Annotated in this window: 15 protein-coding genes and 2 tRNA genes; 7 read left to right on the top strand and 10 right to left on the bottom strand. The window is 63.4% G+C overall.

What is annotated here, in order from left to right; genetic code table 11:
* Nucleotides 1-65: 65 nt before the first annotated feature.
* A complete protein-coding gene (locus tag AOP79_RS05895; protein ID WP_439644676.1) occupies nt 66-512 on the bottom strand; it encodes an Lrp/AsnC family transcriptional regulator in 447 nt (148 codons plus the stop codon).
* A 243-nt stretch (nt 513-755) separates the two neighbouring features.
* On the opposite strand from AOP79_RS05895, the gene ocd reads away from it, so the two are divergent.
* Together ocd and AOP79_RS05885 are read left to right on the top strand one after the other, a co-directional pair.
* A complete protein-coding gene (ocd, locus tag AOP79_RS05890; protein ID WP_062071495.1) occupies nt 756-1,796 on the top strand; it encodes an ornithine cyclodeaminase in 1,041 nt (346 codons plus the stop codon).
* 113 nt (nt 1,797-1,909) lie between these two features.
* Nucleotides 1,910-3,136 carry an AI-2E family transporter gene (locus tag AOP79_RS05885; RefSeq protein WP_082093410.1) on the top strand — a complete coding sequence of 409 codons (1,227 nt, stop codon included), beginning with the start codon at nt 1,910-1,912 and terminating at the stop codon, nt 3,134-3,136.
* A 127-nt stretch (nt 3,137-3,263) separates the two neighbouring features.
* Here the strand turns inward: AOP79_RS05885 and AOP79_RS05880 are convergent, their stop codons facing one another.
* Entirely contained in the window at nt 3,264-4,235 is a 972-nt protein-coding gene (locus AOP79_RS05880; RefSeq protein ID WP_062071491.1) for an FKBP-type peptidyl-prolyl cis-trans isomerase, read from the bottom strand.
* Nucleotides 4,236-4,458: 223 nt separating this feature from the next.
* Here AOP79_RS05880 and cls point away from each other — a divergent pair, with 223 nt between their 5' ends.
* A complete protein-coding gene (cls, locus tag AOP79_RS05875) occupies nt 4,459-5,907 on the top strand; it encodes a cardiolipin synthase (RefSeq protein WP_062071489.1) in 1,449 nt (482 codons plus the stop codon).
* Between the two features lie 113 nt (nt 5,908-6,020).
* Here cls and AOP79_RS05870 read toward each other — a convergent pair.
* Nucleotides 6,021-6,096: transfer RNA gene (locus AOP79_RS05870), tRNA-Ala, on the bottom strand.
* A gap of 73 nt (nt 6,097-6,169) precedes the next feature.
* On the opposite strand from AOP79_RS05870, the gene AOP79_RS11790 reads away from it, so the two are divergent.
* Together AOP79_RS11790 and AOP79_RS05865 are read left to right on the top strand one after the other, a co-directional pair.
* On the top strand, nt 6,170-6,319 hold the full coding sequence (locus tag AOP79_RS11790; protein WP_161794230.1) for a hypothetical protein: 150 nt from the start codon (nt 6,170-6,172) through the stop codon (nt 6,317-6,319).
* A gap of 72 nt (nt 6,320-6,391) precedes the next feature.
* On the top strand, nt 6,392-7,033 hold the full coding sequence (locus AOP79_RS05865) for a DUF308 domain-containing protein (RefSeq protein ID WP_062071487.1): 642 nt from the start codon (nt 6,392-6,394) through the stop codon (nt 7,031-7,033).
* Nucleotides 7,034-7,249: 216 nt separating this feature from the next.
* Here AOP79_RS05865 and AOP79_RS05860 read toward each other — a convergent pair whose 3' ends face one another.
* The 3 genes from AOP79_RS05860 to AOP79_RS05850 are packed head-to-tail and all read right to left on the bottom strand — an operon-like array spanning nt 7,250 to nt 10,164.
* Nucleotides 7,250-8,329: a hypothetical protein gene (locus AOP79_RS05860; protein WP_062071485.1), complete on the bottom strand. Its 1,080-nt coding sequence runs from the start codon at nt 8,327-8,329 to the stop codon at nt 7,250-7,252.
* A gap of 52 nt (nt 8,330-8,381) precedes the next feature.
* On the bottom strand, nt 8,382-8,960 hold the full coding sequence (locus AOP79_RS05855; protein ID WP_082093409.1) for a GNAT family N-acetyltransferase: 579 nt from the start codon (nt 8,958-8,960) through the stop codon (nt 8,382-8,384).
* A gap of 4 nt (nt 8,961-8,964) precedes the next feature.
* Nucleotides 8,965-10,164 carry a molybdopterin molybdotransferase MoeA gene (locus AOP79_RS05850; RefSeq protein WP_062071481.1) on the bottom strand — a complete coding sequence of 400 codons (1,200 nt, stop codon included), beginning with the start codon at nt 10,162-10,164 and terminating at the stop codon, nt 8,965-8,967.
* 129 nt (nt 10,165-10,293) lie between these two features.
* Between AOP79_RS05850 and AOP79_RS05845 the strand changes: the two genes are divergently transcribed.
* Together AOP79_RS05845 and AOP79_RS05840 are read left to right on the top strand one after the other, a co-directional pair.
* Nucleotides 10,294-10,917 carry a 5-formyltetrahydrofolate cyclo-ligase gene (locus AOP79_RS05845; RefSeq protein WP_062071479.1) on the top strand — a complete coding sequence of 208 codons (624 nt, stop codon included), beginning with the start codon at nt 10,294-10,296 and terminating at the stop codon, nt 10,915-10,917.
* 9 nt (nt 10,918-10,926) lie between these two features.
* Nucleotides 10,927-11,136: an FmdB family zinc ribbon protein gene (locus tag AOP79_RS05840; protein WP_062071476.1), complete on the top strand. Its 210-nt coding sequence runs from the start codon at nt 10,927-10,929 to the stop codon at nt 11,134-11,136.
* A gap of 4 nt (nt 11,137-11,140) precedes the next feature.
* Here AOP79_RS05840 and AOP79_RS05835 read toward each other — a convergent pair whose 3' ends face one another.
* The 4 genes from AOP79_RS05835 to AOP79_RS12045 all read right to left on the bottom strand — a co-directional run bounded on the left by AOP79_RS05835 (nt 11,141) and on the right by AOP79_RS12045 (nt 17,650).
* Entirely contained in the window at nt 11,141-15,535 is a 4,395-nt protein-coding gene (locus AOP79_RS05835; protein ID WP_152648026.1) for a PDDEXK-like endonuclease domain-containing protein, read from the bottom strand.
* Between the two features lie 126 nt (nt 15,536-15,661).
* Nucleotides 15,662-15,737: transfer RNA gene (locus AOP79_RS05830), tRNA-Arg, on the bottom strand.
* A 90-nt stretch (nt 15,738-15,827) separates the two neighbouring features.
* The gene (locus tag AOP79_RS05825; protein ID WP_062071470.1) at nt 15,828-16,811 is read right to left on the bottom strand and encodes an aldo/keto reductase; all 984 of its coding nucleotides are present in this window, start codon (nt 16,809-16,811) and stop codon (nt 15,828-15,830) included.
* A gap of 137 nt (nt 16,812-16,948) precedes the next feature.
* Nucleotides 16,949-17,650 (bottom strand): C40 family peptidase, encoded by a 702-nt coding sequence (locus AOP79_RS12045; protein ID WP_062071467.1) that lies wholly within the window; start codon nt 17,648-17,650, stop codon nt 16,949-16,951.
* Between the last annotated feature and the right edge of the window lie 40 nt (nt 17,651-17,690).

Here is a 17,690-nt window from a genome sequence, read left to right as displayed (position 1 = left end):
CAGCCGACCCGCACGACGACGGCAGGGATCTAGAGGCGCCGTGCGTCGCGGTCGTGGGTCGTGGCCTAGTGCACTCTGCGTTCAATGAGCCGCGTCAACACCATTGACGAACGAGTCGAATCCACTTGCTGCGGCGAACGCACCCGTTCCAAGGCTTCTTCCAGATGTCGCGGATCTTTGGCATGCAACATCACCAACGCATCGGCTTGGCCTGTGACCGTTGTGGCCTCAATGACCTCCGGGATGTCGGCAAGGATGCGCTTGAGGTCCTGCGGCGCGACCTTGCCTCGGCAGAAGAGTTCAACGAATGCTTCAGTGCCGTGGCCCACTGACTCTGGGTCGGTCAAGACCGTAAATCCGCGGATAATCCCGTCGGCCACCATCCTGTCGACTCGGCGTTTGACGGCCGAGGCGGAAAGGCCGATGCGGTCACCCAACTCGGCGTACGGCGCACGTCCGTCGATCCGCAGCAGGTCAACGATCCGATGGTCCAAGGCATCCACGTCACTCACGTCCTCTCTCTGGTACTGGGCTGCTTCCCCTGGGCACTTTGCGGCGCAATGGCTGGGCCGTGCCGCAACACGCAACACTTCCGTGCACATCACGCTAGAAAACGCCGCCATCACTTTGATACTTGCACGATTCCCGCGCCTACGGCAAGGAAAATGCACAGGATCCCTGAGAACCTGGAAGTGGAGGTGGTGACCGCCACACAGCAGTGAAGTGAAAAAGCACTGGAGAGAAGGAGAAATCCCATGGTGATGCTCGTAGACGTCCCCCGCATGAGTGCCTGGATCCGCGACACCGGCGCACAGCAGGCGATCGCCCAGATCACAGCAAGGCTAGAAACCGACTTCTCTCGCTGGAATCAGTTCGACAAGGTAGAGCGAATCGCCGCCCACTCGCCCATCGGCGTCATCGAACTCATGCCAATCGCCGATGCAGACCACTACGCCTTCAAGTACGTCAACGGCCACCCCAGCAACCCAGCCCACGGGCTCCAAACAGTGACAGCATTCGGCGCCTACGCTGACGTGCACACGGGCTATCCAATCCTCATCGCGGAAATGACCCTCCTGACGGCCCTGCGCACAGCCGCAACGTCGGCCATGGCAGCACGCCACCTTGCACGACCCGACTCTCGCGTGATGGCCATGCTGGGCAACGGGTCACAGAGCGAATTCCAGGCACTCGGCATGAGGTCCGCCCTCGGCATCACCCAGTTGCGCATCTGGGACATCGACCCCGCAGCCATGGACAAGCTCGAATCCAACCTCGCACCCCTGGGCTTCGACATCGTCCGTGCAACCAGCGCGGAGGACGCCTGCCATGGAGCAGACATCATTACCACCGCCACCGCCGACAAGGCCCTCGCCACCATCGTTCACTCTGACTGGGTCACACCCGGCACGCACGTCAACGCGATCGGAGGAGACTGCCCCGGCAAGACGGAACTCGACGCAGAGATCCTGCGACGTGCTCGCATCTTTGTGGAGTACGAGCCGCAAACGCGCATCGAGGGTGAAATCCAGCAACTGGATCCAGGCCACCCCGTCAATGCACTCTGGCAGGTCGTGGCAGGCGAAACGCCCGGACGCATGTCCACCGAAGACATCACCGTGTTCGACTCAGTGGGATTCGCACTCGAAGACTTCACGGCACTCGCTCACCTAGCCGAGGCCGTCGCCGGAACGGAGTACGCGGGCGAACTCGACCTCGTTGCCGAACCGCACGACCCCCGCGATCTGTTCTCCCTGCTGCAGGTCCCAGCCATCCCCCGAACGCTCGCCTCATAGCGTGACCTTGTGGACATCGGCCGTCTCCATGCGGCCGATGCCCACGAGACGTCTCCCCGTTCGTCCGTCATGCTTCTCCCCACGAGGGCCAAGACACTGGCACGATAGGCGTCATGAGCACTGACAACGAGCCTCGGCCACACATCCCCACCGAGGTCGCCCACGCCGCAAAATCCGTTCGAGGAGATCGACACGAATCCTCGCCTCCCGCGTGGACAAACCGGTTCGTGTGGATCAGTTCCTGGAAGTTCGCCATCGTGGTCCTGGTGACTTTGCTGGCCGTCTCCGCGTTCCTCGAACTGCGTCACCTGATCGGGATCCTGGTGATCTCGCTGTTCTTCGCGCTGGCCATCATCCCTGGCGTGGAGTACCTCAAAAACCGCTTCAACATGAGGCGTGGCGCCGCGGTTGGCATCATCTTTATCGCAGGGTTCATCGGCCTCACGTTGATGATCGCATTCCTGATCCCCGCGATCGTGAAGTTCGCCCAAGCCGTCAGCACCAATCTCAACGACTGGATTGCCAACTTCAACGCATGGACCGTTGACGTCTTTGGTGAAAGCTCAGTCGACCCAGAGACCGCGGATCAGGTCACAGCGCCACTGCTCCATGCAGTGCAGTCCTGGGGCGACAACGTATTGGGTCTGCTCTCCTCAGGTTTGGGCCTCGTGTTCGACGTCTTTACTATCCTGATGTTCACGTTCTACTTCGCCGCAGACTTCCCTCGACTCATGCGCACCATCATGCGTCGCATGCCTCCTGAACGTCAGAAGGTCGTCGACTGGGTGGCACGGACCTCGATCGAACAAACCGGCGGCTACTTCTATTCACGCCTGCTGCTCATGCTCATCTGCGGGACCGGCGCGTTCTTTGTCATGATGCTCGCGGGGCTGCCACTCGTCTACTCGCTACCCATGGCATTGTTCATGGGCTTCGTGTCCGAGTTCATCCCGTTCATCGGCACCTACCTGGGTGCCATCGTGCCGTCTCTCGTGATGCTCGCGGTCGAGGGATTTGTCCCCACCCTGATTCTGGTGGCGTATGTCATCATCTATCAGCAGATCGAGAACTTCGTGCTGAACCCCCGCCTCTCGTCCAAGACCATGGAACTCAACGGAGCGGTGGCGTTCGGTGGGGCAATGGCCGGTGGCGCCGTTGCCGGGCCGATGGGCGCGTTCATGGCTTTGCCGGTCGCAGCACTGATCACCGCCATCGCTAAGAACACTGGCCGCACCTACGACGTGGTGGCAGAACTCGAGACTGCGGCGATCGAGGAAGAGCAAGCAGCCGCCGATGCGCAAGCTGTGGTCGACGAGGAGAGCTCCACGACCAGTTCCTAGGCCTCACACGCAATGAAGGCCGGTAGCGGATCAAGTGATCCGCTACCGGCCTTCATTGTTGATAGCTGATGTGCGCCAGGGCCAGCACGTCGTGTCAGCCCGGATGTGTCAGCGTCGGGATGCTGCCTTACTTCGCTGCGAGGATATCCACGACGAAGACGAGGGTCGAACCTGCGGGGATCGACTCGGAGTCCTGGTCGCCGTAACCCATCTCAGGGGGCACGACCAGCAGAACCTGGCTGCCGACCGTCTGGCCTGCAAGTCCCTCGGTCCAGCCTTCGATGACCTGTGTGAGACCAAACTCTGCGGGAGTTCCGCGTTCCCACGAGGAGTCGAACTGTTCACCGTTGGACCAGAGCCATCCGGAGTAGTTCACGATCAAGGTGTCGTCGGCTTCCACGACTGCGCCTTCACCCTCGATGAGGGGCTGTGAGACCAGTTCGGTCGGAGCATCGGCGTCAGGGATTTCCACGCTGGGCTTGCCGTCATCGTCAAGCGTGACGACGGGAAGGCCCTCGACGGGGTCCACAGCGGTGCCCTCGGCACGATCAAGGACTTCCTCAATCGCTTCAACCGTGACAGCAGTGAAGCCAGAAGTGGTCTCGGGCTCGCCCGTCTCTTCGTTGGTAACTTCAAAGCTCTCGCCAAGAATGATCTGGCTTCCGACGGTCTGACCAATCAGCGCGTCGTAGAGCACGGGAGCCACGGCTGCCTCGGTGATTTGGTACGACTGCGGCGCTCCTGCCGAGTAGGTGCCGTAGCTTTCCTCGCCAGTGTCGCCTGCATAGCCCACATAGTTGAGGCTGACGTAGTCGCCATCCTCAATGGTCTCGCCGTCACCTTCAGTCACGACACGACTCACCGTCGTCGACACCATCAGAGGTGCCTCGAACTCAAGGGTGGGAACACCGTCTTCGCCGTCAACCCACTCGATCGAGTCGAGTGCCGCAATGTCCTCTTCGGTGGGAGCGGCGGTGGCGTCAACGGTGGCATCGGTGCTGGTGTCAGTCTCGGCATCGCCATCCGACGAGCAGGCTGTCAGGCCCAGCAGTGCCACGGCAGCGAGTGCCACCGCAGCGGTTTTACGCGTGGTCTTCAAGGATCACTCCTTAGCTTCCCGCGCCTTGCACGGCGACGGGCATGTGTTGCCTCCCGAACTACGGGCAAGGCATGGTCATAGTCGAACAACCGATGGGAACGTCGATTCGTTCCCGTAGTGGTGAACTCCCAGTATTCTGTCAGGTTTGCTGACGGCGGCATGCCCCGGAGGTGCACTTGGGAATTCGCTGGGCTCGCGAGCGTCGCGCACTACACTAACCGGCATGACATTCAACCCGGCCGTTGTCTACGCTGCGATCTCCTGGGTTCTCGTCATTACAGCCCTGATCTATATTCCGCGCCGTAGGCGCCCCTCGTCCGGGACCGCGTGGATCCTGCTGATTGTGTTGCTGCCCATTCCGGGCTGGCTGGCCTTCGTGGTTTTCGGTAACTACAAGCTGCCCAAGAACCGGCGTGACATTCAGGCACGCATCAACGCCACCATCGACGAGCAGATCGAACAAGCCAAGCAGGAAAGTAGCGTCGCGTTCATTGATCCCGAGGTGAAGACGCAATTCCACTCAGTCAAGCTCTTGGCTCAGGAGTATGGGCGTCTCCCTGCCGTAGCCGCCAACTCCTTGGATGTCCTGACGGATTACAACGGTGCGATTGAGACGATCGTTCGCGACATTGAAGCCGCCCGGAAGACCGTGTTCATCGAGTACTACGCGATGACGCTCGACGACACTACGCAACCTCTGTTCGATGCGCTGGTGGCGGCCAAGGCCCGTGGGGTCGACGTACGCGTGATGTATGACACGTGGGGTTCAAAGAAGTACCCGGGCAAAAAGCCGATGCTCGCATCGCTGGACGATGCCGGAATCGCCTACGAGGCAATCCTGCCGCTACATCCCCCGGGCAAGTCGTACGTCCGCCCTGACCTCCGCAATCACCGCAAGATCGTGGTCATCGACAACGCGATCGGTTACACCGGTTCGCAAAACATGATCGACCGGGCGTACCACCGCAAGGACGACATCTACTACGACGAACTCGTAGTGCGCATGACCGGGCCAGTCGTCCTTGAACTCGGCACGCTCTTCATGACGGACTGGATCTCAGAGGGCGGCTCGCTCGAGTACCGGATCGAGGCCCCCACCGACGATCCGTACTCTCTTCCAGGCGCCACCATGCAGGTACTGCCCAGCGGCCCCGGTTTCGACGGTGAGAACAACCTGAAGGTCTTCACTCACCTGCTCCACTTGGCGCGCACTGAGATCACCATCGTGAACCCGTACTTCGTGCCCTCGGAAGGGCTCCTTGGCGCCATCGTGGCGGCAGCCAAGCGTGGAGTACGTGTGCGCATGATCAATTCGCAAGCCATGGACCAATGGATGATCGGATACGCGCAACGCTCCTACTACACGACGCTGCTCGAGGCAGGTGTGGAGGTTTACCTCTACAACGCCCCCAAACTCCTGCACTCGAAGTACATCCTCGTCGACAACGAGGTCACCGTGGTCGGCTCCAGCAACATGGATATGCGCTCGTTTGAACTCAACTCCGAACTGTCGCTCATCTGCTACGACACCGCCATCGCTACCGAAATGTCGCAGATCACCGAGATGTATCAGGAACGCTCAACGCGACTCGACTACGACACCTGGGAAGAGCGCTCCGTCTACAAGCGCACACTCGAGAACATCACGCGCCTCACTTCCGCATTTCAATAGCGACGCATGGCCTGGCCCACGGCTGAGTAAGTCAGCGTGGCACTTCGGGTGAGATTCGCGACGGCCCGTCAGCCCCCTGCGGCAAGCGCCAGAACTCCTTGGTGGAGCTGATGTGGTGGAGCTGAGGGGAATCGAACCCCTGACCTTCTCATTGCGAACGAGACGCGCTACCAACTGCGCCACAGCCCCTAGGGACTTTCGAGAGTATCACCAGATCTCGGCGGCCGAAAAGCGGTGCGGACCCCAGCATCGGCCCGCTTCAGTGCCCGTCGTTCCGTTCCTCATCGTGGGCTCGTTGCTTGCGCTCTCAGTCACGCGGGCGCTGTCCGCCACCACCGTCCACCAGCGCTCGTTGGCGCTGTCTGCCATCTCGGGCGCCACGCTACTGGTGCAGGGGCTCACACACGTGTGAGAGCCGAGTACGGACAACATCTACCCGCACCGATAGCATGGCGAAGAGATTTGCCACTTTTCAGGAGGAAACATGTCCGTACCCCCATTCCCCAATGAGTTCGCCATTGACCCCGAACAACTCACACGCCGTGCCGTGAGTGCAGCCCGCATCACGATGGGCGTCGTGGGCGCTATCGCGATCGGTATTGGTATTGCGCTGCTGGTGTGGCCAGGGGAGTCACTCGAGGTGCTGGCTGTTTTTGCCGCGATCTTCTTCCTCATCTCCGGTGCTGTCCGAGCAGCCGTGGGTGTGTTTAGCCGTGATGTCTCCTCCGGCTACCGCCTCCTGAACATCATCGTGGGCATCTTGTTGCTCCTCGGCGGTGTCGTCATGCTGAAGAACCTGAGCGCCGCGACCGGTGTACTGACCGTCGTGGTCGTCATCCTGATCGGTATGGGATGGATCATCGAGGGCATCGCGACGCTGGCTCAAGCTGGCAAGGCACAAGCCGGAACGATGGCCTATGTTCGCGGTGCGATCGCCATCATCGCCGGTATCGTGGTCATCGTGGTCCCGGGTTGGAGCGCGTTCGCCCTGATCATCATGACGGGTGTCACGCTCATTCTGTTGGGCATTGTGGGCCTCGTGCAGGCATTCGCCTTGGGCCGCAACCTCCCGCCCGCCGGTGACGCTGAAGGTGAGAAGGACAAGCACCAGGTCATCGACGGCTAAACCCCGTCACAGCCTTTGAGGGCCGGTGCCGCGACTGTGCGGCATCGGCCCTTGGCATTTCTGGGCGACGCCTCTGCCGACACATCCCTACGCCCCCCTCTCCCCGCCCCCCAACTGCGAAATGGCTCCATTTCGCTGTTTGAGGCCACCTAGACAGCGAGAAACAGCCACTTCGCGGGAATGGGGGGACTTCGCGGGAAAAAAAGGGGGGTGGGATTAGGCCGATGCGCGGCGACGGCGGGCGAGGATCGCATCCAGTGCCGCCGTAGTGGTCTCTGCTTCACCGGTGGCGACACCGGCAGCAGAAGTGCTCGACGCCGACGCCACAGGGGCCGATGCGTCACGCGAAGTCTCGCGCGACTCACCCCAACGGCGAGCGCGAGCCAGAGCGGCGTCGTAGTCCTCGGTCGAGATGGGGCGCGCTTCACGCTGACGCACAGTGGACTTCAACGTGTAGGACGGTGCCGGCATCTCGCTTGGAGACCATGCCGCGGACTCTTCGCGTGCGGGTGCCTCTGGGGCGGACTCGACCTTCTGCCGGGGCTCGCGCTTTTGAGCGGGCGCTGACAGTGGAGCCAAGTCTTCAGCAGTCACCACACGAATGGCCTGCGTCGCCACATCGGACGGTGCAGCTTCGTGCCCTGCGGCACGCTCGCGGCTCACCACGCGCAAAGCCTGGGTGGCAGTCGCGGCGGCCTCCACCTCACGGGAGACCAACATGATGCGCTCATCAGCCTGACGCTGTGCCGCTGCAGCCCGGGCACCAGCACCCACCACCCCAGCGAAGACACCAGTGGACAGAATGCCGACCACAGGCGATGCACCCACGGCGCCCACCAAGGACCACGCCACAATCGCGACGACAAGAGCTCCGCCTGCCACCACCAAGCGACGACGGGCCTGTGCGGCGCGCTCCGCCAACACCTCAGCACGGTCGCGGCGCACGCGAAGGCGCTCTCGCTGGGCGTAAACGGCTGCCTGATCAAGCGGGCCAGCAGGGCGGGAGAAAGTCTCAGCGCGCTCCGAGGCGATGCGAGCAGAATCTTTACTTGCCGATACCTGGCTGGCACGAGTGGCACCAGTGGCAAGCAGTGGAACTTGTCCTGAGTCCGTGGACGGACGGGCGGCGGCCTTCTCGAGGCGCTCGGCAGAGGACTTCACCACGCGCATTTGAGCGCTGTATCGATCCTCAGTGCGGACCAGGGCGTAGTCGCCGCGCTCCTTGATGCGCTGGGGGAGAACGTAGGCGATCACCATTCCGACGGCGATGATCGCGAGCAAACCAACTGGCACCATGGGCACGACGGTACGACTGCGGAGGCGCGAACGCTCGCAGGCGCGCGGCGTGTCAGCGGCCTTCTTCCCAATATCGACCAACTCGGGCCTGATCTTGAGTACGAAAAAAGATCACATGGTCACGCCATTGCCCGTCAATGAAGAGATATGAGCGCCGCATACCTTCCTCGGTGAACCCCAATTTCTTTGCCACAGCAAGGGAGCGGTCATTCTCTGGTCGTACCGCAATTTCGAGGCGGTGCATTCCTCGTTCAAACGCAAAACTCGACAGCATGGCTACCGCAGTAGGGACGATGCCCCGGCCGGCATATTCTTGATCGATCCAGTAGCCGATGGACGCACCGTGCGCTGCGCCCCACTGGATACCGAACACGGAGACTCGACCCACCAAGAGTCCGTTGAACTCGATGACCGCTGGATACCCAGCGTCGTCCCGCCATTGCCTGCGGTCCCGCCGCACCACCGTGGGAAACGTGGCCGATGGAATGCGTGAGCCGGGCGGGGTTTGGGCCTCCCACGGGTGGAGCCACGCGCGATTGCGGGCGCGAAGGTCTCGCCAGTCCTGCTCATCAGAGCGGGAAAAGGCTCGCACTGTGAGAGGTCCGCGTGTCAGCACCTGGGGCCGTGTCATGGTGTTACCAACGCGAGCAGTGCACGCGCATCCCCGCTTCCACTTGGTCAGTCTCGGGACCAATCCACGCAAGCGCGTCGGCTTGAGCTAACGCATCAAACGTCAACTCTCCGTGCGACATTGGCGTGGCAAAACGGCCCTCCTGAGTGCGGGTGACACGCACCGGTGTGGCCGTGACATTTCCTGCCGACGCAGACCATCCCTCGGTGACTGTTGCGACATATGTGTCGCGCTCTCTCTGGACAAATCCACACATATCGCGCAAAGCGGGACGTACTGTCGCTTCAAATCCCACTGCAGCTGCTGATGGTTTGCCTGGTAAAGACACCACCGGGATCTTTCTGGAACCTATTTCGATACTCCCCAATCCCTGCCTTCCCCCTGGATTGAGTGCGATATCGACAACCTCAAATTCCCCGAGTCGCCGCATGACAGTGGCGACCGTGTCACTGGTTCCGTGAGACAGGCCACCAGTGGTGAGAATCACATCTGCCCGCACCAACTGATCCTCGATGACGGCCCGCAACTCGAGAGCCCGGTCAGGCACCGGGCCTACACGGTAGGCCTGTGCCCCTGCCTCACGCACCAGGCCAGCAAGCAAGTGACTATTGGCGTCATCGACACCGCCCCCAGGACGGTGCGAACCGGGATCGATGAGCTCGTCCCCCACCGCGATCACCACCACACGAGGAACGGGGTGCACGCGCAAACGTGGACGCCCCATGGCCGCGCCCACAGCAACCTGGCGCGGCCCCAGCGTCGAACCCGCGGGTACGAGCACATGCCCGGCGCGGACGTCCGTTCCTGGCGCACGCACATACTGGCCGGGCTTCACGTCGCCTTCGATGACCACGCGGGCGACGCCCTGATCTGTGGCCGACGACGGAACCACGGCATCGGCCCCCTGCGGAAGCGGCGCACCCGACGGAACCCGCGACGCGGTGCCAGGAACGTGAGTGCGGGGCGAGCGGTCATCAAACGTCACGTCGTGCGATACAGCGAGTGCCGCTCCTGCCGCACGAGCCACGTCCGCCGCGGCCACCGCATACCCATCGCATGCCGCCACAGGCGAGGCGGGAAAATTGCGTGTCGCGACAATGTCCTCTGCGAGCGTTCCTCCCACGGCGTCAGCGATCAGTACGTCGAGCGCGGGGTTGCGGGCCAGGGCGTTGCTGACGGCCCGCTTATGGTCGGTCAGGCTCATCACAGTCACACTGCATTGTCTCTGTCCGCACACACCACAAGCAAGCACCACGCTGACAAGTGCCCTGCGTTCGCCCATGGCGTGAGAAATATGAGAGCTCATGTCCCCCGGGCCTGACACAATAGAGGCATGACCTCGCAGATGAGCCATACGCGTGCCCCAGCGCCGGAAGACGCTAAAGCACACCTGCGGGCATCTATCCGGAAGGCTCGTGCGCATCGTTCGGTGCGCCGCAATGAGGAACTGGCATTGGCGCTACGCGACCAGGTGCTCCAACTTCCATCGATCCAAGCCGCCACGTGCGTCTCGGTGTACGCGTCGCGCCCTCACGAGCCTGGCACCGGGCCTCTCATCTCGGCGCTCCACGATCGCGGCATCACGGTCTTACTCCCCCGGCTCGGCGACGGCCTGCAGCGCGGCTGGGGTGAATACCTCGGCGAGGAAGACCTCATTGAGCGTGCCCCGGGGCGCCCGCCAGAGCCCTCCGGGCCGTTCCTGGGCAGCGAAGCGCTTGAAAGGGCCGATGTGGTGATCGTCCCCGCTCTCTCCGTGGACTGTGCCGGTACCCGGCTAGGCCAAGGTGGCGGCTGGTATGACCGCGCATTGGTGGATGCCGCGCCCGACACCCCCGTGGTGGCACTGACCTTCACGTCGGAATTCCACTCTGAAGAGGCCTGCCTGCCCCGCGAATCTCACGACCTTCCCGTGCATGCGGTGATCACCCCACAAGGGATCACTTCATTGCCAGCGTAGAATGCCGCCATGCCCACGTACTCCTACGCATGCCGTGCCTGCGACCACCGCTTTGAGCAAGTTCAGTCCATCCATGACGAATCCCTCGTCACGTGCCCCTCATGCTCCGGTGAACTACGCCGCGTCTTTGGCACCGTGGGAGTGACGTTTAAGGGGTCAGGCTTCTACCGCACCGACTCTCGCAACGCGTCAGCGTCGTCGAGCTCCACCAGCAAGTAACGATTTACCAGTGTGGGGGCTTGTCCCCACGGATCTCGTCATCGCGCGAGCCTGAACCGCGATCACCCCACGCTGCGTCCTCGTCCTCCCACGCACGCGTCGGGATCAAGGGGCGCCCTGTCCCCTGGGACGAACCGTTGGCAGGCGCTTCAGTCTTCGCGGCACTCGCGGCGCTTGGGGCACTCGCAACACTCGCAGTGCTCGGCGTCGATGCTGACGCAGCGGAGTCTGACGACCCGGCCGAGTCTGCCGAGGGCGTCGACGCCGCAGACGGCGTCCCTGGAACAGAAGCTGCTGACGGGGCCGAGGTCATCGGTGCTGAAGCCTCCCATGTCGTAGGCGAGGAGGCAGATACCGCTGACGACGCCGAGCGCGCGGACGATCCCGACACCGCAGATCGCGCAGAGGTGGCAGACCGCGCAGAGCTGGCAGAGACCGCCGATGCTGCGGATGGCGCCGAGAGCGACGAGTGCGCTGAGGCTGCGCTACGAACTGAGGTTGCACTGCCTACTGACGTTGCACTGCGCACTGAGGCAGTACTACGCGCAGAGACGGCGCTTGCGGACCTCGCACTCTGAGCCGAGGCCGCGCTGCGTGCTGACACAGCGGAAGGCCACAACGGTGCGACAGGCTGGTGCGGCTCGCGCGCTGCATCAATCGCGGACTCCACCATCATGGTGCTCAGTCCCAGGGTCATCGGTTCGGGCTCGGGCCGCACCGGAAGGTCGTCGTGCAAATCTGCCACTTCGTCAACGGGGGCAGGCTCCACGTCAAACTCGAGGCTCTCCTGAATGAACACGGGCTCAGGAGCGTTCTCGGGCAACGCGGCACGAACCTCGGCTGCAGCAGAATCGGGATCCATAAAGACGTCGAGCGTCCACAACGGCACCACGTTCCAGCCCAGGTGGTTGAGCTGTTCATGCTGCCTGCGGACTCGATCGCGCAACGACAGCGAGCCTGCCGCCGATGCTTCGTCGGTCACGATCGCCACGGTGTACTCAGGCTGCTTGCGACCGCCCACCACCATGGGGATGGCGTCCGCGGCCTTGCCGTAGCGCACGTGCACCGGGTAGTTGTCGTGACGGAGGCGTTGCGCGACGTCAGCGAGGAGCCAGTCGCTCGGCGCGGGCTCCGGACGTTCAGGAGCCACCGCCGGAGTCTCAGCGGCACTCAACAAGTCGGCGAAGTCACCCACCCCGGGGGTGTCGTCAGTGGCCAACTCCGCCACAGCATGGGCGTCGAGCGACGTGAACACCGTGACGTCACAGGTGGAAGCCACCAATGCCTGAACCAGTGCCTCGCGTCCCCAGGGCTCTGAGAGCGCACCCAGATGAGTCGGTAGGCCCTGGCGCGTATCGCGAGCAAAGCCAAGCGACACCACTACCTCGTCGCAGTGCACCCCAGCAGCCTCGCCCATGGCTTCGACAGGAATGCGAGCAGCGAGCTTTGCCGAGCGAGCGGTGAGTTCTGCGCGGATGTGCTCCGCGTGTGTGCGTGACCCTGCCACGACCACCCGAGTGCGGTGCGGGTCATCACCCACGGCCTCCTCAACGTAGTCAGCGACGGCACGAACTTCCTGGGAGGTGGTCTCCACTACTCCGGCATCGGCATCGGGGAGACCCGTCGCGGTGACAGCATTCACCGTGAGCGCGCCTTGGCCGCGAGCGGCTGGCTGCGTGGGTAGAGCTCTACCGTAAGCAATCTCAGCGAGGAGGGCGCTCACGCGCGGGTCACGGGGCTGCCCCGCGGCGTGCAAGGTGACTCGGGGCAGGAGGGTCGCGAGCGCGGCCACCGCAGAGCGTGTCGCAGCGTGGGCGTCGCCCAGGACCACGACCTGCTTGGCGCGAGCCAGCGTGGGAACGAGTTCGGCGAGTGCCAAGGATTCCCCGGCCACGACCACTGCAACATCTATCGACAAGGATGCGGGCGCGAGGTGTGACACCTGCTCTGCTTTGGCCAGTACCACCGGACGGAGTGAGGTCACCAGCGGCGCAAAGTCTCGCCACAGTTCCTTGTATGACGCATCGCGGCCCTCAACGAGGGCGGCGAACAAGTCGCGGGCCATGTCGGGGTGGCGCGCGATGGCGGAACGACGGCGTTCTGCGGCGGCACGCATCAGCGGGCCCACGCGTGCCGCGGAGAAGGCGGTGTCCCGTGCGAGGAACTCTTCGACTGCTCCACCGATGGCGCCGTATTCGGTCAGTGACGGATCGGCGGTGACGATGGCGTCGAAGGCGGCAGCCCACCAAGCAAACTCAAGGTCGCGACGGATCTGCACTGCGCTGGCGGAGCGGCTGCGCAGGTCTTGAAGCAGTGCAGCGAAGCCGTCTGCATCGAGATCCACATCTAGGTCGCTCACGTCCGACGACTCAAGTGAACCCGGCACGCCGAGCGCGAGGCGGTCAAGGTGCTCCACGACCGAGTCCCACGGCTGCTCGTCAAGTCCCTCGATCTCGGTGACGCTTGCCACAACCGGGCTGAGGACAGCCCACTCCTGTGACGCCCGCTGCACGTGGTCGACGTAGATGTCGTAGTCATCGGGCACCACGGGCCAACCACCACCGGAGCAGTGCGAGCGCCAGCGCAACGCCAAGGCATGGGCACGTACCAAGTCCTCGTGGAGTCGGGACTTGTCGCGTCCAGGTCGCAGTAGTTCGGCCGCGCGGCGTGTGAGCGCGCGTCGATCACGACGGGGAAGGTCGACGTACTTGGGAGAGTCGTGTGGGGCCGTAGCCGCCACGAGGTCGTGCAGTGACCGGTGGAACACTGCTGGGGAGAACGTCTCCAACAACTCACGCAAGGACGCAAACATATCGACTTGATCAGCCCACACGGTGAACGACGAGGCCTCGTCGACTCCCGTCTCGTGCGCGGCGGTCGCTGCTTCTGCGCGCATCTTTGGCACTGATCGTCCGAGGAACCCTGCGAGAGCTTCGTCGAGGTGCGCGCCATCGTCCGGGTTTGCGTGACCCCACCACCACGAATCGTCTTCTGACTGCGGCGTCTCAGCTGCGGCATCGGCCGCCTGCACCTCGGGGTCAGAGCCCTCCGGAGCGAGGTCACGCGCAATCGCGGCCGCAACGGAAGCGAAACCCAGGTCTGCCACGACGGCTCCCGCATCGGCCCCCAGCCGGGCTGTCGTTTGCGGCGCAGGCGTTGCTGTCGTCACACGCACAATGGCTTGGACCGCCTCGAAAGCACTCACGCCCCAGGGCCGGTACGTCCTGTGTAGGGCATCAAAACGGCGATGAAGCGCCGCGCGTGCTTGGACGAGCGATTCGCCAGCCTGACGCACTCCCGCATCGTCCACAGGTTGCGTGCCCATCGTGATGGCTTCGAGGAGCCGAGAGCGAGCACTCATGTTCCACGCGGCCTCAGTACCGTCGACCACGACATCGCCGGCGCCTTCATCCGAGAGGCGTTTGCCGATGGCCTTCAACGCACCGTCCTGGCCACCCACGATGGCGACCGTCCGGCCTGAGGCTGCACCGTCAGCGCCAATGGCCGCAGCGATCCCGTCGATGTCCGTGCCCGGAGGCGCCTCAAGAAAGACGTCACGGCCAGTGGCGATCAGATCAAGGGCAGCGAATGTGACATCGTCAAGATCGCCGATGCCGCGTTCGCCGAAGGGATCGCGGTCACCTTTGGGGAAAGCTGGCAACGGTTCGCCGAGGGTTCCGAGGGCGTCCCGGTCGCCTGCGGCTGCCGCCAAGATAGGCGACGCTGAAATCACGGAGTCGAGATCGTCAAGGTCGTCGAGGAGCCGCTGCTCTGGGTCGTCGTAGGCCCCAAGAATGAGGCGGTTGCGCACTTCAAGTGACTCGCCAAGCAGATCGGTGTGAGCGCGGACGGCTTCCCACAGGGGGCGCGGGTCAAACTCACGTCCCACCGTCACTGCTGGGAGCGTGGGTGGAGCGTCCCATCCGGCCTGAGCGGCGCGTTCGCGCAGGAGTGAGACGAGCGCTGGGTTGACCCACACTTCGTTGCGGAGCGTGATGTGCAGGTCACGTTCGCGGTAACGGTCGAGTTCAACCGCACGCAACAGGATGGGCATTTCCACATCGTGGCTCGCGGCACGCCAGTACGCGGTTCCGACGGCCATAGCGGCTGTCCACGCGCCTGTGGCAGCCTTCACCCGCTCGGCCTCGTCGATGATGGAGCGGCCGTAGGCAAGAGCACTGTCGAGGGCGTTGTCGTCTCGGATGAGTGACGTCAGTGCTGTGGGACGCGACGCAAACAACTGTGCCAGCCCAGAGGGGTGAGAGTGGCGCAGGTCAATCAGCTCTGCGCGGGTCGCGACGAGGTCACGCAGGGGAGAAACGGTGGCGTGCGTCTGAAGCTGCTCGCGCCACTCCTGGAGTGCGTCCGCCACAAGGGAACGTCCGATGTAGTCCACCACTGTCCTACGGTACCTAGCCGCGGCTGAGAACGTTGACCACCACGCCCATCGGCGTCGTCAAATGACGGTTCTTGGCTGCTCCGTGGCCGCCAAGAGCGGCACGATGCCCGACATCAAGGGCAGGAATGGTGCGCCTGGGCAGATTCGAACTGCCGACACCCGCTTTAGGAGAGCGGTGCTCTATCCCCTGAGCTACAGGCGCGCGGGGCACCAATAAGGGTACCGTCCCGGCGTCGTTGTCAGGAATCCTCCAGCATCGCTGCCCGGCGCACACAGTCCCCGCTGCGGGCCATCACCAACGCTCAGCGACGTGAGGCGCAATGCGCTCCTCATAGATGGCCTTCAGCGCCGCTAACGTGGCGTCATCGAGTGATTCGATGGCACCGGCTGCGGCGTTGTCGCGGGCCTGCTGCGGGCGGGACGCACCCGGGATCACCGTCCCAGCACCGACCGCAACAATCCATGCAAGAGACATCTGAGCGGTGGTCCAGCCCTCAGGGGTCAGGAGCGCCACTTCGCGAGCAGCCTCCACACCGACCTCGTAGGGAACCCCGGCAAATGTCTCACCGATGTCGAAGGCCTTGCCGTCACGGTTAAACGTGCGGTGGTCGTTCTCAGCGAAGGTCGTCGCCTCGCTGTATTTTCCGGACAAGAGGCCCGATGCCAGGGGGACTCGAGCGATGATGCCCACTCCCGCGGCGTTGGCTCGTGGCACCACTTCGTCGAGGGGCTTCCTGCGGAAAATGTTGAGGATGATCTGGATCGTCGCGAGGTCCGGTTCATCGAGGGCCCGGAGGGCTTGCGCCGAGGTCTCAACGGAGACGCCCCATCGCGCGATACGCCCTTCTTGCGTCAGGGTGCGGAGGTCGTCGTAAGTCTGGGGGTTGTTGAGGACTTCCTCTGGTGGACAGTGGAGCTGTACGAGGTCAAGCGTGTCGACACCGAGGTTGTCGCGGGAGCGATCTGTCCAGCGGCGGTAGTTGTCAAGGTTGTACGCGTCTGGCGTGTGGGGGTCGGCGCGTCGTCCCATCTTGGTGGCGACGGTGATCCCTGCATCGCGGCGCTGGGCGAGGAACGCGCCTACCGCACGTTCTGAACGCCCGTCGCCGTAGACATCGGCGGTGTCAAAGAAAGTGACGCCCGCATCGGCGGCTGCGGCGAGGATCTCTTGGGCGGTCTCCGAGGCAACGTCGCCCCAGTCCGCGCCGATTTGCCAGCATCCTTGGCCGATCGCAGAGATGGAGCGGTCAAGGCGGGACACATGTGAGCTGCGCATGGCTTTAGCCTACCGACTGGTAAGTGCGAGGTCGACTGGGCGGCACATGGCCCAGGTGTCGGCAGGCTCGCCACGGCGAAACGACGAAGGCCGCCACCTCAGTGAAGAGGTGGCGGCCTTCGTGACAATCGAGGCTGTTAGCCCGTGACCCGCACGTAGGTGGGGTTGGACTGCCAGATCGAGCGGAACTGCACGGACTTGCCGGGACGCGGTGCGTCAATCTGCAAGTTAGGGCCCGCGTAGATCGCAACGTGTCCCGGGGAAACGATGATGTCGCCCGGCTGCGGAGTCGAGACTCGCGTTCCCACGTTGTAGTAGGCGCCCGAGGTGCGCGGCAGCGAGATGCCCAACTGGCCGTAGACATACGAGACGAGTCCCGAGCAGTCGAAGCCAGAAGGTGACGAACCGCCGCCAACGTAGGGCGTGCCTACGTACTTGGATGCCTCAGCGACGACTGCGGATCCGGAGATCGCGGCAGAGACGTCGGACGACTGCGACACCTCACGAGCGGCGCTCGTGGATGTGGTCGACTCCGACGTTGACTCAGAGGCAGCCGAGTCAGTGGTGGATTCTTCGGCTGGTGGGGGCGTGTACACCGGCTCGGGGTTAGCGGAGTATTCAACGTCAGGGGTGTTGACGTCGTACTCAGCCTCACCGGCTGCGGTGACACTTGCAGCGATGTCTGCAGCTGCTACGTCTTCAATGGATGCCGAATCGGCGGACAGGTTTCCCGTAGGAATGTCCTGGGTGACGAGGGCTGCCGCGGCAGCTCCTGTAAGGGGCACCACCACGAGTGCTGCACCGGCCGTAGCCGCTACTGCACGCGTCTTGGCGCGCATATATCCGTACCTCAAGATGCTGTGTTCCTTCCGCGCGACA

Origin of the sequence: Demequina sediminicola, from assembly GCF_000975055.1 — a bacterium.
GTDB classification, from domain to species: domain Bacteria; phylum Actinomycetota; class Actinomycetes; order Actinomycetales; family Demequinaceae; genus Demequina; species Demequina sediminicola.
The sequence above is the reverse complement of the archived record's forward strand: the minus strand, read 5'-3'. Positions and strand labels throughout refer to the sequence as shown.

Excerpts from the sequence above, each read along its gene's own strand:
- AOP79_RS05840 (WP_062071476.1), top strand. The coding sequence starts at position 10,927 with ATGCCCACGTACTCCTACGCATGCCGTGCCTGCGACCACCGCTTTGAG.
- AOP79_RS05845 (WP_062071479.1), top strand. The coding sequence starts at position 10,294 with ATGACCTCGCAGATGAGCCATACGCGTGCCCCAGCGCCGGAAGACGCT.
- AOP79_RS05825 (WP_062071470.1), bottom strand. The coding sequence starts at position 16,811 with ATGCGCAGCTCACATGTGTCCCGCCTTGACCGCTCCATCTCTGCGATC.
- AOP79_RS05855 (WP_082093409.1), bottom strand. The coding sequence starts at position 8,960 with ATGACACGGCCCCAGGTGCTGACACGCGGACCTCTCACAGTGCGAGCC.
- AOP79_RS05850 (WP_062071481.1), bottom strand. The coding sequence starts at position 10,164 with ATGAGCCTGACCGACCATAAGCGGGCCGTCAGCAACGCCCTGGCCCGC.
- ocd (WP_062071495.1), top strand. The coding sequence starts at position 756 with ATGGTGATGCTCGTAGACGTCCCCCGCATGAGTGCCTGGATCCGCGAC.
- AOP79_RS05860 (WP_062071485.1), bottom strand. The coding sequence starts at position 8,329 with ATGGTGCCAGTTGGTTTGCTCGCGATCATCGCCGTCGGAATGGTGATC.
- AOP79_RS12045 (WP_062071467.1), bottom strand. The coding sequence starts at position 17,650 with ATGCGCGCCAAGACGCGTGCAGTAGCGGCTACGGCCGGTGCAGCACTC.
- AOP79_RS05885 (WP_082093410.1), top strand. The coding sequence starts at position 1,910 with ATGAGCACTGACAACGAGCCTCGGCCACACATCCCCACCGAGGTCGCC.
- AOP79_RS05865 (WP_062071487.1), top strand. The coding sequence starts at position 6,392 with ATGTCCGTACCCCCATTCCCCAATGAGTTCGCCATTGACCCCGAACAA.
- cls (WP_062071489.1), top strand. The coding sequence starts at position 4,459 with ATGACATTCAACCCGGCCGTTGTCTACGCTGCGATCTCCTGGGTTCTC.